The 14,689-nt window shown below is 62.3% G+C and carries 11 protein-coding genes; 6 read left to right on the top strand and 5 right to left on the bottom strand.

The genetic code is table 11. The features are described 5' to 3' along the window. Positions 1-294: 294 nt before the first annotated feature. The 5 genes from ABD827_RS13295 to ABD827_RS13315 form a co-directional block, all read right to left on the bottom strand. On the bottom strand, positions 295-1,185 hold the full coding sequence (locus ABD827_RS13295; RefSeq protein WP_344965204.1) for a hydroxymethylglutaryl-CoA lyase: 891 nt from the start codon (positions 1,183-1,185) through the stop codon (positions 295-297). Next, the gene (locus ABD827_RS13300; RefSeq protein ID WP_344965205.1) at positions 1,182-3,203 is read right to left on the bottom strand and encodes an acetyl/propionyl/methylcrotonyl-CoA carboxylase subunit alpha; all 2,022 of its coding nucleotides are present in this window, start codon (positions 3,201-3,203) and stop codon (positions 1,182-1,184) included. The genes ABD827_RS13295 and ABD827_RS13300 overlap by 4 nt, the downstream gene beginning before the upstream one ends. Beyond that, the gene (locus ABD827_RS13305; protein ID WP_344965206.1) at positions 3,196-3,993 is read right to left on the bottom strand and encodes an enoyl-CoA hydratase-related protein; all 798 of its coding nucleotides are present in this window, start codon (positions 3,991-3,993) and stop codon (positions 3,196-3,198) included. The genes ABD827_RS13300 and ABD827_RS13305 overlap by 8 nt, the downstream gene beginning before the upstream one ends. Before the next feature lie 8 nt (positions 3,994-4,001). Next, the gene (locus tag ABD827_RS13310) at positions 4,002-5,606 is read right to left on the bottom strand and encodes a carboxyl transferase domain-containing protein (RefSeq protein ID WP_344965208.1); all 1,605 of its coding nucleotides are present in this window, start codon (positions 5,604-5,606) and stop codon (positions 4,002-4,004) included. A gap of 192 nt (positions 5,607-5,798) precedes the next feature. Beyond that, entirely contained in the window at positions 5,799-6,962 is a 1,164-nt protein-coding gene (locus ABD827_RS13315) for an isovaleryl-CoA dehydrogenase (RefSeq protein ID WP_344965209.1), read from the bottom strand. Between the two features lie 388 nt (positions 6,963-7,350). Here ABD827_RS13315 and ABD827_RS13320 point away from each other — a divergent pair, with 388 nt between their 5' ends. From ABD827_RS13320 to ABD827_RS13345, 6 genes are all read left to right on the top strand, one after another. Next, on the top strand, positions 7,351-8,532 hold the full coding sequence (locus ABD827_RS13320; RefSeq protein WP_344965210.1) for an acetyl-CoA C-acyltransferase: 1,182 nt from the start codon (positions 7,351-7,353) through the stop codon (positions 8,530-8,532). Between the two features lie 33 nt (positions 8,533-8,565). Continuing rightward, on the top strand, positions 8,566-10,059 hold the full coding sequence (locus ABD827_RS13325) for a CoA-acylating methylmalonate-semialdehyde dehydrogenase (protein ID WP_344965211.1): 1,494 nt from the start codon (positions 8,566-8,568) through the stop codon (positions 10,057-10,059). 86 nt (positions 10,060-10,145) lie between these two features. Further along, positions 10,146-11,300 carry an acyl-CoA dehydrogenase family protein gene (locus ABD827_RS13330; protein ID WP_344965212.1) on the top strand — a complete coding sequence of 385 codons (1,155 nt, stop codon included), beginning with the start codon at positions 10,146-10,148 and terminating at the stop codon, positions 11,298-11,300. Positions 11,301-11,625: 325 nt separating this feature from the next. Beyond that, a complete protein-coding gene (locus ABD827_RS13335; RefSeq protein WP_344965213.1) occupies positions 11,626-12,753 on the top strand; it encodes an enoyl-CoA hydratase/isomerase family protein in 1,128 nt (375 codons plus the stop codon). Positions 12,754-12,767: 14 nt separating this feature from the next. Continuing rightward, complete coding sequence (gene mmsB / locus ABD827_RS13340; protein ID WP_344965253.1) at positions 12,768-13,670, top strand: 3-hydroxyisobutyrate dehydrogenase; 903 nt, start codon at positions 12,768-12,770, stop codon at positions 13,668-13,670. A 2-nt stretch (positions 13,671-13,672) separates the two neighbouring features. Further along, positions 13,673-14,434, top strand: a complete 762-nt coding sequence (locus ABD827_RS13345; protein WP_344965214.1) for an SDR family oxidoreductase — start codon at positions 13,673-13,675, stop codon at positions 14,432-14,434. The last annotated feature ends 255 nt before the right edge of the window (positions 14,435-14,689 follow it).

Genomic DNA, 14,689 nt, shown 5'->3' on the forward strand with positions numbered 1-14,689 from the left:
TCTCCAGAGGCAACACAGCCACCTCCCACGACGCGCTACGAGTACGTCCATGTAAGCTCGGAAATGCCATCCCTGGCATTTCACGGTCGTGGGAGCCGTTCTCTGTTGCCTCTTCTTGAATACCGAGTTGCCCGTAGACAAGGCTAACCGAAGACGCGGTAGCATCAAGAAGGACAAAGGAATCTGCTCCGGCGACCTGCTGTTTCAGGGATGAAACAGAGAGCGTACACGGAGGTATTCATAGCGAGTCGGCGGAGCGGACCCTTTGTCCGACATTGCCAGATTTTTACATCCTCACTTTGGCCAGGCCAGGCCCACCTTGGAGCCGTTGTGCCGGCCCAGCTGTTGGCTGATCCAGCGGCCGGTGTCCACCAGTCGGTCCAGATCGACGCCGGTGTCCATGCCCAGCCCGTTGAGCAGATACACCAGGTCTTCGGTGGCGACGTTGCCCGAGGCGCCGGGGGCGTAGGGGCAACCGCCGAGCCCGGCGACCGAACTGTCGATGATGCGAATGCCGCCTTCCAGCAGCGCATGAATATTGGCCAGGGCCTGGCCGTAGGTATCGTGAAAATGCACGGCCAGGTTTTCTATCGGCACATGCTGGCGCACCGCGGTCAACATGGCCCGGGCCCGGTTCGGGGTGCCTATGCCGATGGTGTCGCCGAGGGAGACTTCCGCACAGCCCAGTTGATACAGGGCGTCGGCCACCCGGGCCACGGCGGCGGGCGACACCTTGCCTTCATAGGGGCAGCCGAGCACGGTGGACACATAGCCGCGTACCCGCAGCCGATGCTGCCGGGCCAAGGCCAGCAGCGGCGCGAAGCGGGTCAGGCTCTCTGCGATGGAGCAATGGATATTATGCCGGCAGAACGACTCGGAAGCGGCGGTAAACACCGCCACTTCGTCGGCACCGGCGGTCAGGGCTGCCTCCAGGCCGTGCATATTGGGGGTGAGGGCGCTGTAGATCACTTGGGGCCGACGCCGAATACCGGTGAGCACGGCGTGGCCGTCGGCCATTTGCGGTACCCATTTGGGCGAGACAAAGCTGGCGGCCTCGATATGGCTAAGGCCGCAGTCGGCCAGACGCTCGACCAGCGCGATTTTCACCGCCGTCGGCACCAGCCCCGGCTCGTTCTGCAGGCCGTCGCGCGGGCCGACTTCCACCAGTTTGACCTTGTCGTTCATGGCGCCTTTGGCTCCTGCTCTGGCTGTAACTCGGGCTTCAACTCTGGCTCTAGTCGCAGCAATTCGGCACCTTCATCGACCTGGCTGCCTTGCCGGTAATACAACTCGGCTACCCGCCCGGCAATGGGAGCGACGATGGGGTGCTCCATCTTCATCGCCTCCAGCAGCAGTAGCGTCTGGCCGGTGGCAACCACATCGCCGACCGCCACCTTGAGCTGGCTGACCATCCCGGGCATGGGGGCACTGAGGCCGCCGCCATCATGGGTGCTGGTCTGCTGGACATCGGCCTGGTGCAATTGCACCTGGTAACACTCGGCCTGATAAAACAGCCAGAGTCGATCCTGATGCCGGGCCAGATGGCAACGCAGCGGTATGCCGTCGAGCACCGCCTGCAGTTGGTCCCCGTGCAGTTCGGCGGTGATGCTATGTGACTGATCGTCAACCGTCATTCGCCAGCCCGAATGATCGGCATTAATGTCGACTTCACCGATTTTTTCTTCCCGTTTCAACACTAATTTCCTGCTGGCTGGCAGATTGAGCCGCCAGCCCTGACGGCAGGCGAAGGGCGAAGTGTCTTCGTCGGATTCGGTGAGCAGTACAAAGGCGGCGCAGAGTGCCAGCACCCGGGATGGCTGCAGGGCAGGAGGGGTAAACAACAGCTCACCGTGTTGCTCAATAAAGCCGGTGTGCAGCTCGGCGGCCTTCAACGGAGCCGACTCGGCCAACGTATGCAAAAAACGCAGATTGGTGCGCACGCCGCCGATGCGATACTGCGCCAGCGAGCGGGCCAGCTGGCGCAGGGCCTGCTCGCGGCTTTCGGCCCAGACGATCAGTTTGGCGATCAGCGGATCGTAGAAAATTCCGACCTCGTCACCCTGGCGCACGCCGGTATCCAGCCGAATAACGGCCGCTGGGCTGCCAGTGGTGCCGGTGCCGGGCTCGTGCAGATAATGCAGGGTACCGGCGGCGGGCAGAAAGTCATGCTCGGGATCTTCCGCATAGACTCGGGCCTCCACGGCGTGACCCTGAAGCCTTATTTGTTCCTGGGCCAGCGGCAGTGGCTCGCCATAGGCGACGCGCAGCTGCCATTCCACCAGATCCAGCCCGGTGATCAGCTCGGTAACCGGATGCTCCACCTGCAGGCGGGTGTTCATTTCCATAAAGAAAAAGTCGCCGTCGGCCAGATACAGAAACTCCACCGTGCCGGCGCCGCGATAGTCGATGGCCAGCGCCGCCCTGACCGCCGCTTCGCCGATGGCGATGCGGGTTTGTGGTGCAAGATGGGGGGCGGGGGCTTCTTCCAGCACCTTCTGGTGACGGCGCTGCACCGAGCAGTCTCGCTCCGACAGGTAAATGCCGTGACCGAACTGGTCGCAGAATACCTGTACCTCCACATGACGAGCCTGGGGCAGGTAGCGTTCCAGCAGCATGGCATCTTCACCGAAGGCGGCACTGGCCTCGCGGCGGGCCGAGGCCAGTGCCTCGTCGAAGTCATCAATCGAATGGACCACCCGCATGCCCTTGCCGCCGCCGCCGGCTACCGCCTTCAGCAGCAGCGGAAAGCCGCAGTGCTCGGCCTCTGTTCTCAGCTGGCCGAGATCTTGATTGGTCCCGTGATAGCCGGGCACCACCGGCACACCGGCGGCACTCATCAGCGCCTTGGCGGCAGACTTGGAACCCATGGCGGTGATGGCGGCGGCGGGCGGCCCGATAAAGATTAATCCTTGCTCGGCGCAGGCGTGGGCGAAGTCGGCGTTCTCCGACAGAAAGCCGTAGCCCGGATGAATGGCCTCGGCGCCACAGGCCTTGGCGATATCCAGTAACTTGTCCTGGCAAAGATAACTGTCGCTGGCCGGGGCCGGCCCCAGCCGCCAGGCCTGGTCGGCCAGCTCCACATGGGCAGCATTTGCATCGGCATCGGAATACACCGCCACCGTCTCGATGCCGAGTCGGTGGGCGGTGCGGATGATGCGACAGGCAATTTCACCCCGGTTGGCAATCAGTATTCGGTTAAACATCCTTGTCCTCCCAGGCAGGCTTGCGTTTGTTGATAAAGGCATCCAGCCCTTCCCGGGCCTCGGTGCCGACCCGCAGTTCGGCGAGGCGGCGGGCGCTGTCTTCGATTAGCGCCTCGTCGATGACCCGGCCGGAAAAACCCCGCCCCAGCTGCTTGGCGGCGGTGAGGGCCTGGGGGCCATTCTGTTTTATGGCCTTGATCAGGGGGGCCGCCGCGTCATCCAGGCTTTGGTCGGGGGAGGCCTGCAGATGCACCAGCCCCAGCCGCTCGGCTACCGAGGCTGCCATGACTTCGGCGGTGAGCATGTAACGCCGGGCCTGCCGGGCGCCGATGGCGCGTAACACATAGGGGCTGATGGTGGCGGGAATCAGGCCCAGCTTCACCTCGCTCAGGGCAAAGCGTGCGTCCGCCGCGGCCACCACCAGATCGCAGCAGGCAATCAACCCCAAGGCGCCCCCGTAGGCGGCACCCTGTACCAGTGCGAGAGTGGGATGAGGAAAGCGATCCAGTTGCCATAACAGTTGGGCCAATTGCCGGGCATCAATCAGATTCTGCGTCTCATCGAGACTGGCCGCCTTTTGCATCCAGCCCAGATCCGCCCCGGAACTGAAGTGGCTACCGGCCCCGCGCAGCACCAGCACCCGCAGTCCGGGTTGGCGGGCAGCCTGCTCCAGTTGCTCGCGCATGGCGGCAATCAGCCGTTCGTCGAAGGCGTTACGGCGTTCGGGCCGGTTCAGTATCAGCTCCCACACGCCGGGGCGGCATTGCTGCAGCAGCACGGGATCCTTCATCTTGCCTCCTACATGCGAAATACCCCGAAGCGGGGCTCGTCCATGGGGCGATTCAGCGCCAGTGCCAGACTCATGGCCAGCACGGTGCGGCTGTCTTCGGGATCGATCACGCCGTCGTCCCACAAGCGGGCGCTGGCATACCAGGGGTGGCCTTCCCGCTCGTAGCGCGCGACGATGGGGGCCCTGAATTCGGCTTCGTCCTGTTCGCTCCAGGCGTCACCGGCTTTTTCCTTTGCTTCGCGCCGCACCGTTGCCAGCACACCGGCGGCCTGCTCGCCGCCCATTACCGAAATGCGGGCGTTGGGCCACATCCATAAAAAGTCCGGATCATAGGCCCGGCCGCACATGCCGTAGTTGCCGGCGCCGAAGCTGCCCCCGATGATCAGGGTGATTTTGGGTACATTGGCGCAGGCGACTGCCATCACCAGTTTGGCACCGTGCTTGGCGATGCCTTCGGCTTCGTATTTTTTACCCACCATGAAGCCGGTGATGTTCTGCAGAAACAGCAGAGGGATGCGGCGCTGACAGCACAGCTCGATGAAGTGGGCGCCTTTCTGGGCCGATTCGCTGAACAGAATGCCGTTGTTGGCGATAATGCCGACCGGGTAGCCGTGCAGGCGGGCGAAGCCGGTGACCAGGCTGGTGCCGTAGTCGCGTTTGAATTCGTCGAAGGCCGAGTCGTCCACCAGCCGGGCGATGACGTCGCGCACCTCGAAGCTCTTGCGCAAGTCGGTACCGACGATGCCGTAGAGCTCTGCTACCGGGTAACGGGGCGGCAGGGGGGCATGAGTCGGTGCGGGCAGCGGTGAACGATTGAGATTGGCCACCAGGCGGCGAGTCAGACAGAGGGCGTGAGTGTCGTCTTCGGCGACGTGATCCGCCACCCCCGACTGCCGAGTATGCACTTCGGCGCCGCCCAGCTCCTCGGCGCTGACCACCTCGCCGGTGGCGGCACGTACCAGCGGCGGCCCGCCGAGAAAGATGGTGCCCTGGTTGCGTACTATGACTGATTCGTCGGCCATGGCCGGCACATAGGCGCCACCGGCGGTACAAAGTCCCATCACCACCGCCAGCTGGGGAATATTGGCGGCAGACATTCGCGCCTGATTGAAGAAGATGCGTCCGAAATGCTCCCTGTCCGGGAATACCTCGGCCTGGCTGGGCAGGTGGGCACCGCCCGAGTCGACCAGGTAAATACAGGGCAGGCGGCAGCGGGCGGCAATCTCCTGGGCGCGCAGGTGCTTCTTGACCGTCAGCGGGTAATAGGTGCCGCCTTTTACCGTGGCGTCGTTGGCCACTATCATGCACTCGACGCCGCTGACCCGGCCGATACCGGCGATAAGCCCGGCCGCCGGCACGGCGTCGTCGTAGACATCAAAGGCCGCCAGTTGCGATAGTTCGAGAAAGGGCGCCCCGGGGTCCAGCAACAGGCGGACTCGCTCCCGAGGCAGCAGCTTGCCTCGGTTTGTGTGTCGTTGTCGGTTGGTCTCGCCGCCGCCTCGCTCGATGATCGCCACCTGCTCCCGCAAGGCCGTCACTTCGGCGGCCATGGCCTCATGATTGCGCTTGAACCGATCCGACTCGGGATTAATGTTATTAGGCAGAATAGTCATGGCCGACTCCTGCGTTGCTGTGTAGCCTTGAGCCGCGACCAAAGGGCCAGCTCCGCCGACACGCCATGAATGCATCCGTGTAGGCTCTCCGTTTCGTCCCTGAAACGGAAGGTCGGCGGAGCCGATCCCTTTGTTCGCTCTTCAGACTCCTGGTCGCCTGATGTCGTCGGAAACGAGTTGTCATCGACCACCTCACCGATTCTGCACCAGCTCTCGGCCGATCAGCATGCGGCGGATCTCCGAGGTGCCGGCGCCGATTTCATACAGCTTGGCATCCCGCAGCAGGCGGCCGGCGGGAAACTCGTTGATATAGCCGTTGCCGCCCAGCATCTGAATGGCATCCAGTGCCATCTGGGTAGCAGTTTCTGAAGCCAGCAGAATCACGCCGGCGGCATCCTTGCGATTCAGCTCGCCCCGATCCGCCGCCATGGCGGTCATGTAGGTATAGCAACGGGCGGCGTTCATATTGGTATACATGTCGGCCAGCTTGCCCTGCACCAGCTGAAAGTCGCCGATGGCCCGGCCGAATTGTTTGCGCTCGCGCACATAGGGCAGCACCAGATCCATGGCCGCCTGCATGATGCCGAGCGGGCCGCCGGCCAGCACCAGCCGTTCGTAATCGAGGCCGCTCATCAGCACATCCACTCCGCCGTTCAGCGGACCGAGCAGATTGGCCGCCGGCACCCGGCAGTCCTGAAACACCAGTTCGCAGGTGCTGGAGCCGCGCATGCCGAGTTTGTCGAGCTTCTGGGCATGACTGAAACCGGGCGTGTCGCGCTCCACGATGAAGGCACTGATACCGCGGCTTGTGGCCTGCGGCTCGGTTTTGGCGTACACCACCAGCACCTGAGCTTCGGGCCCGTTGGTGATCCACATCTTGGTGCCGTTCAGCACGAAGTGATCGCCGTCGGCCCGGGCCTGCAGGCTCATCGACACCACGTCGGATCCCGCATTGGGCTCCGACATGGCCAGGGCGCCGATATGCTCGCCGCTCAGCAGAGGAGGCAGGTAGCGTTGTTTCTGGGCTTCGCTGCCATGGCGGTGGATCTGATTGACGCACAGGTTGGAGTGAGCGCCGTAAGACAGCCCCACCGCCGCCGAAGCCCGACTTATTTCTTCCATCGCCAGCACATGGGCCAGATAACCCATGTTCACGCCACCGTAGGCCTCGTCCACCGTGATGCCGAACAATCCCATGTCACCGAGTTTGGGCCACAGCTCGGCGGGAAAACGATTCTCCCGATCGATGGCATCGGCCAGCGGGGCGACTTCGTGTTTGGCGAAGGCCGCGACCTGCTCGCGCAGCATGGTCAGGGTGTCGTCCAACCCAATATTCAGGGGGGAGTTGAGAGTCATGGCGTCCTCCTCTTGATGGGGGGCAGGGACTGCGGTGCCAAATATGGGTTCGTTTGCTGCCGGTGTTGCCGAATTAACTATAGTTGCCACAGGGCGATTGGCGGCGGCTAAGCTTGAATAAGTATTCGTAGTAAGGGGATTAAGTGGATGGCGCTGGAAGGCAAAGAGCGGCTTGGCATGGTTGGGGCAGTTGCGATGTCGGTCGGGCAAAGAGTCTACTCCTCCGACACGCCGTGAACCCGTCCATGGGGGCTCGAAATGCCATCCATGGCATTTCATGGTCGGCGGAACAGATCTCTTTCCCCTTCTCTGGGCTAGCGGCGGCGCCGGAAAACGTTAGGTTTGGTGCAAACATGAAAGCCTTATATTACAGGTGGGTGGAGCCAGCATGAGCAACAGCGAAATAGTGATAGTGGGGGCGGCCCGCACGCCGATGGGGGCTCTGATGGGGGAGCTGGGCACGGTACCGGCGCCACAATTGGGTGGGACCGCCATTGCCGCCGCCCTGCAACGGGCCGGAGTCACGCCGGAGCAAATTGACGAAGTGGTGATGGGCTGCGTGCTGGCGGCGGGCCTGGGGCAGGCGCCGGCCCGGCAAGCGGCGCTGGCGGCGGGGTTGCCGGTGGGCACGGGTTGCACCACGGTCAACAAGATGTGTGGTTCCGGCATGAAGGCGCTGATGCTGGCGCACGATCAGCTCAGGGCCGGCAGTGCCGAGCTGATGGTTGCCGGCGGCATGGAAAGCATGAGCCTGGCGCCCTACCTGTTGCCTAAGGCGCGGGCGGGCCTGCGCATGGGGCATACTCAACTGCTCGATCACATGTTTTTCGACGGCCTGGAAGACGCCTACGAAGGCGGCCTGATGGGCAGCTTTGCCCAGCAAACGGCCGACAAATACGGCATCGGCCGTGAGGCGATGGATGACTTTGCACTCGACTCCCTGAGTCGAGCCCAGCGCGCCATGGCCGAGGGGGCATTTACCGATGAGATTACCGCCGTACTGGTCGAGCATAAGCATGACAGGGTGGCGGTGGCTACCGATGAGCAACCGGGCAAGGCCAGGCCGGAGAAGATTCGCCGGCTCAAGCCCGCCTTTGCCAGCAACGGCACCGTCACGGCCGCCAATTCCAGCTCCATTTCCGACGGTGCCGCCGCGCTGGTGGTGACCACCGCCGAGCAGGCCCGGGCGCAGGGTATTGTTCCCCTGGCCCGAATAGTGGGCCATGCCACCCATGCCCGGCTGCCTGCCGAATTCACTCTGGCCCCCATCGGTGCCATTCAAAAGCTGCTGGACAAGGTCGGCTGGCAGGTCGACGAGGTGGACTTGTTTGAAATCAACGAAGCCTTTGCGGTAGTGACTCTGCTGGCGATAAACGAACTCGGGCTCGATGCGGGCAAGGTCAACGTCAACGGTGGCGCCTGCGCCCTGGGTCACCCCATTGGTGCCAGCGGTGCCCGTATTGTAGTGACCCTGCTGCATGCCCTGCGCCGACGCGGGCTGAAGCGAGGGGTGGCGGCGTTGTGTATCGGTGGCGGTGAAGCCACGGCAATGGCACTGGAGCTGATGTAACCCGGTGCAATTGAACCTGAAGGAGGAACAGCCATGGCGTATCAGATTCCGCTGCTGATTGGCGGCAGCATGGTGGCCAGCCGCACCGAACACTGGCTGGAGGTCAACAACCCGGCCACCCAGAAAGTGATCGCCCGCCTGCCCTGTGCCACCGAGGCGGAAGTGGCAGCGGCGATACAGGCGGCCAGCGAAGCGTTTGTGACCTGGAAGGAAACACCGGTGCCGGAGCGGGCCCGGTTAATGCTGCGATATCAGGCATTGCTGAAAGAGCATCACGACGATGTGGCGCGCTTGCTCAGTCGTGATACCGGCAAGACCTTCGAAGATGCCAAAGGCGATGTCTGGCGCGGCATCGAGGTGGTGGAGCAGGCGGCCAATATCGCGGCCCTCAGCATGGGCGAAGCCCTGGAAAACGTGGCCAGTGGCGTCGACTGCTACAGCCTGACCCAGCCGCTGGGGGTGTGCGTGGGCATCACGCCGTTCAACTTTCCGGCGATGATACCGCTGTGGATGTTTCCGCTGGCCATCGCCTGCGGCAACACCTTCGTGCTCAAGCCTTCGGAACAGGATCCATTGGTGCCGATGCGACTGGCGGAGCTGTTTATGGAAGCGGGGGCGCTCGACGGTCTGCTGCAAGTGGTGCATGGCGGCAAGGAAGTGGTCGACCGGCTGCTGGTACACCCACAGGTGCGCGCCATTTCGTTTGTCGGGTCGGTGGCGGTGGGCCAGCATATTTATCGTACCGGCACCGAACATTTGAAGCGAGTACAGGCCTTTGCCGGTGCCAAAAACCACATGGTGGTGCTGCCCGATGCCAATCGGCAGCAGGCGATCAACAATCTGGTCGGCGCCTCGGTCGGTGCCGCCGGCCAGCGCTGCATGGCGATTTCGGTGGCGGTGCTGGTGGGCGAAGCCGCCAGCTGGATTCCCGAGTTGCAGGCGGCGATGGCCAAGGTGCGACCCGGTATCTGGAATGACCCCAAGGCCGGTTACGGCCCGCTGATCAGCACATCGGCCAGGGAGCGGGTGCTGCGGCTGATTGCCGAGGGCAAGCGCGAGGGCGCCAACTGCCTGCTCGACGGCAGCCATGCCGAGGTAAGCGGTTACCCGGACGGCAACTGGCTGGGGCCCACCTTGTTCAGCGGCGTGACCACCGACATGAGCATTTATAAAGAAGAGATCTTCGGCCCGGTATTATTGGTGATAACGGTAGACAACCTGGAGGAGGCGATCGCGCTGGTGAACGCCAATCCCTACGGCAACGGCACCTCGATCTTTACCGCCTCGGGGGCGGCGGCCCGCAAATATCAGCACGAAATTCAGGTAGGGCAGGTGGGCATCAATGTGCCCATACCGGTACCCTTGCCGTTTTTCTCCTTCACCGGCTGGCGCAACTCTTTCTACGGCGACCTGCATGCCTATGGCAAGCAGGCGGTACGCTTCTATACCGAGACCAAGACCGTCACCGCCCGTTGGTTTGATGATGACGTTGTGGCCGGACCCAACATGTCGATTCACCTGAAATGACAGCCGTAAGCGATAAGCCATCAGTGTAGGGTCGAATTCATTCGACCAATGGTGCTTTTAGCTTACCGCTTTCTTATGGAGTGTGTATGGACTTTGAACTGAGTGACGAACAGCGTGCCTTCGTCGAGCTGGCCGATGACTTTGCCCGTAATGAACTGGAGCCTCACGCCGCCGATTGGGATCGGGAGCATCACTTTCCGGTCGAGGTGCTGCAAAAGGCCGGGGGGCTCGGTTTTTGCGGCCTCTACACCCCCGAAGCGGCCGGTGGCCTCGGGCTGAGCCGGCTCGATGCCAGTCTTATCTTCGAACGTCTGTCCATGGGCTGCACTTCTACTACCGCCTTTCTCACCATTCACAACATGGTCACCTGGATGGTGGCGAGCTTCGGAGCACAGGACTGCTGGGAACGCTGGGGTGAGGGACTGCTCGGCGGCCGTTTACTCGGCTCCTACTGCCTGACCGAAGCCAACGCCGGCTCCGATGCCGCCGCCCTGAAAACGGTTGCCCGGCGGGTAAACGATCATTATGAGCTCACCGGCAGCAAGATGTTTATTTCCGGCGCCGGCAGCACCCAGGTGCTGGTGGTGATGGCCCGTACCGGCGGCGAAGGCGCGGGCGGTATTTCCGCCTTCGCGCTGGATGCCGACAGTCCCGGCATCAGCTACGGTCGGCCCGAAGACAAGATGGGCTGGAACAGCCAGCCAACCCGCACCGTCACCTTCGAGGGGGTCAAGGTGCCGGCGGGGCAGCTGCTGGGACGAGAAGGCGAGGGCTTCAAAATCGCCATGAAGGGGCTGGATGGCGGGCGCATCAACATTGCCAGCTGCTCGTTGGGTACGGCTCAGCAGGCGCTGAATCAGGCGCGGCAGTATTTGCAGGAGCGCAGCCAGTTTGGCCGCAAGCTGGCCGAGTTTCAGGCGTTGCAATTTACCCTTGCCGACATGGCCACCGAGCTGGTGGCGGCTCGACAGCTGGTACGGCTGGCCGCCTGCAGGCTGGATGCGGGCCACCCGGATGCCACCACTTATTGTGCCATGGCCAAGCGGTTTGCCACCGATGTGGGGTTTAAGGTGTGTGATCAGGCGCTGCAGCTGTATGGCGGCTACGGTTATATTCGGGAGTATCCGCTGGAACGTTATCTGCGCGATACCCGGGTGCATCGTATTCTGGAAGGCACCAACGAAATCATGAAGCTGCTGATCGCCCGGCGGGTATTGGCGGAAGGAAGCGGGGAGTTGTGATGATGATTGTGGAAAAGGGGCACAAGTCGGACAAAGACCTGCTCCTCCGACACGCTGTGGATACTTCCATGTACGCTCTCCGTTTCATCCCTGAAACGGAAGGTCGGCGGAGCAGATCTCTTTGCCCTCCTCATGGCCGCAGAGTCGTCTGATGACACAGCCAACAGGCGACTCCGAGTCATTCAAGGGGTAACAGGGATTGCCTCCGCCGACCGTCACATGCCATGGATGGCATGTGTGAGCTTACACGGATGTACTCGTAGCGTGTCGGTGGAGGTGGCCCTGTTTCCCCTGAGGCATAGGTATGAGGCTATAAGGAGAATGCATGAGCGGCCTGAGTATCGAAGAATATCCGACGGGTGATGGCAAGCTTATCGGTCATGTCCGGCTGAATGCCGAGCGCAGTCTCAATGCGTTAACGCTGGAGATGATCGAACAGATGTTGCCGACCCTGAGGGCCTGGCAGCAGGACCCGCAGCTGGTGGCCGTGCTGCTCGATGGTGCCGGTGACAGGGCCTTCTGCGCCGGCGGTGACGTGGTAAGTCTGTATCACGCTATACGTGAAACCGGGCCTGCCGATGAGCGGGGGCTGACGCCGGTTCCCGAATTGGCGGCGCGTTTTTTCGAGCAGGAATACCGGCTCGATTACCTGCTGCATACCTTCGGCAAGCCGGTGCTGTGCTGGGGCAGCGGTATTGTGATGGGAGGCGGCCTGGGGCTGTTCAGCGCCAGCTCGCATCGTATCGTGACCGAGACCAGCCGGCTGGCGATGCCGGAAGTGACCATAGCCCTGTATCCGGATGTGGGCGGCAGCTGGTTTCTCAATCATTTACCGCCGGGGCTGGGGGAGTTTATTGCCCTGACCGGGTGCGCCATCAATGGGAAGGATGCGCACTGGCTGGGACTGGGCAACAGGGCCATTGCCGCCGGCAAGCGGGGCGAGCTGCTGCCGGCCCTGCGGTTGGTGGCAGACTGGAGTCGGCCCGAGGCGGCGGTGAACCGGGTGTTGCGCCAGCTGGAAGTCGAATCGCACGAGGTTTTTGCCGAATTGGTATCGCCGTTGCGGCGCCATCAACAACAGATCCGTTCCTTGCTGGATAAAGACAGCCTGGCGGAAAAGGTGGCGGCGATACGTGGTGCCGAAATGGAAGATGCCTGGTATCAACACGCCCGGCAGAGTCTGGCGGCGGGCAGCCCGTTGGCCATTCGTATCATTGCCGAGCAGTTGCAGCGTTGTCGTCATCGTTCGCTGGCCGAGGTGTTTCGGTCCGAACTGGCGCTGTCGGTGCAACTGTGCCGGTTTCGGGAATTTGCCGAGGGGGTGCGAGCCCGGCTCATCGACAAGGACAACCGGCCCGACTGGACCTTCAGCCGTCTCGATGAGGTGGATGAGGCCTTGCTGGCGCATTTGTTCGCGTCACCCTGGCCGGTGAGCCCACTGGTGGATCTGTAACGGAGGTAAGCATGATGGCAACCATCGCATTTATCGGTCTGGGCAACATGGGTAGCCCCATGGTGGCGAACCTGCTCAAGGCCGGGCACAGAGTGCAGGTGTTCGATCTGCAGCAGGCTGCGGTGCAAGGTGCCGCCGAGAAGGGAGCCGTGCCGGCCACTTCTGCCGTTGAGGCGGTGCAGCAGGCACAAGTGGTGATCTCCATGCTGCAAAGCGGTACCCAGGTGGACTCACTCTACGTGAGTGGTCCGACCCCCTTGTTCGATCATCTGCCCGCGGGCACCCTGGTGATCGACTGCTCTACCATAGACGCGGCCACCGCCAGGGCCACGGCGGCTCAGGCCCTGACCCATGGGCTGGAGTTCGTTGACGCCCCGGTTTCGGGCGGCGTGGCCGGCGCCGAGGCCGGTACCCTTACCTTTATCGTCGGTGGCAGCGAAGCGCAGTTTGCTAAAGCAAAGCCTGTATTGCAGCAGATGGGCAAGCAGGTGCTGCATGCGGGGGAGCACGGCGCGGGCCAGATTGCCAAGGCCTGCAACAACCTGCTGCTGGCGGTGCAGATGGCAGGCACCTGCGAGGCGCTGAACATGGGCATCAACAACGGCCTGGATCCCGGCGTGCTGTCGGAGATCATCAAGCTGAGCTCGGGCAATAACTGGGTGCTACAGCTTTATAATCCGGTGCCGGGCGTGATGGACAAGGTGCCCGCATCCCGCGGTTATCAGGGCGGTTTTCTGGTCAAACTGATGTGCAAGGATCTGAATCTGGCCATGGATCTGAGTCGAGACAGCGGCTCGCCGGTACCCATGGGAGCGGCGGCCAGGGCGTTGTTCAACCTGCATCAGGTGGCAGGCCATGAGGAACTGGACTTTTCCAGCCTGTTCCGACTGTTTCGGCCGACAGAGGGAGGTAAATAATCATGGATATCAAAGGCAAGGTGGTTGCGATTACCGGTGGGGGCCGGGGGCTGGGGCAGGCGATGGCGCATCATCTGGCCCGGCAGGGGGCGACGTTGGCGCTGATCGACAACGACGAGTCGGCGCTGGCCAAAAGCGGCGAAATGGTGGCGGCCACCGGCGCCCGGGTAGGCGTTTATCTGTGTGATATCACCGACGAAACCCAGGTAACGGAAACCTTTGGCCATCTGGTGCGAGAGCTGGGTGGGCTGCAGGTGCTGGTCAATAACGCGGGCCTGATGCGTGATGCCCTGCTGGTCAAGCTGGAGGATGGCAAACTCACCGGCAAGATGAGCCTGGAGCAGTGGCAGCAGGTGATGGATGTCAATCTGACCGGCACCTTTCTCTGCGGGCGGGAAGCGGCGGCAGTCATGGCCGGACGGGACGAAGGCGGGCTTATCGTTAATATCTCGTCGGTGGCCCGGGCCGGTAACCGGGGTCAGAGCAATTATGCGGCCACCAAGGCCGGGGTGGCCGCGCTGGTGGTGTGCTGGGCCGGTGAACTCAGCCGTTATGGTATTCGGGTGGCGGGCATCGCTCCCGGCGTGATCGACACCGCCATGACGGCGCAGATGAAACCGGAGGCGATGGCCCGCATTACCCAACACATTCCTCTGGGCCGGTTGGCCGAGGTCGACGAGCTGGTGCACAGCCTGCAGTACCTCATCGACAACGATTATTTTCATGGTCGCATGCTGGAAATGGACGGCGGCCTGCGGCTGTAGGACTAAAGTCTGGCTTGTTTAACGAAGGGCTGAAGCGTAGAGTTTTTGCAACGCACACAAGAACGGACGTGCCCGGCGTTACTACAGAGCTAACGATAAAAAATAATAACAAGCACTGCCATATCCCTGAATGCATTGATTCTCCTCGGTCATTTGAATCACTGCTTTCGGGGATTTTTTTATGTTTAGGGTCTGTTGACCTTTCGCGGTTAAGTTTTGTTCGAGTTAAACGCGTTTTTATCGCGGCGAGAGGGA

The organism is Oceanisphaera sediminis, from assembly GCF_039539745.1.
GTDB classification, from domain to species: domain Bacteria; phylum Pseudomonadota; class Gammaproteobacteria; order Enterobacterales; family Aeromonadaceae; genus Oceanimonas; species Oceanimonas sediminis.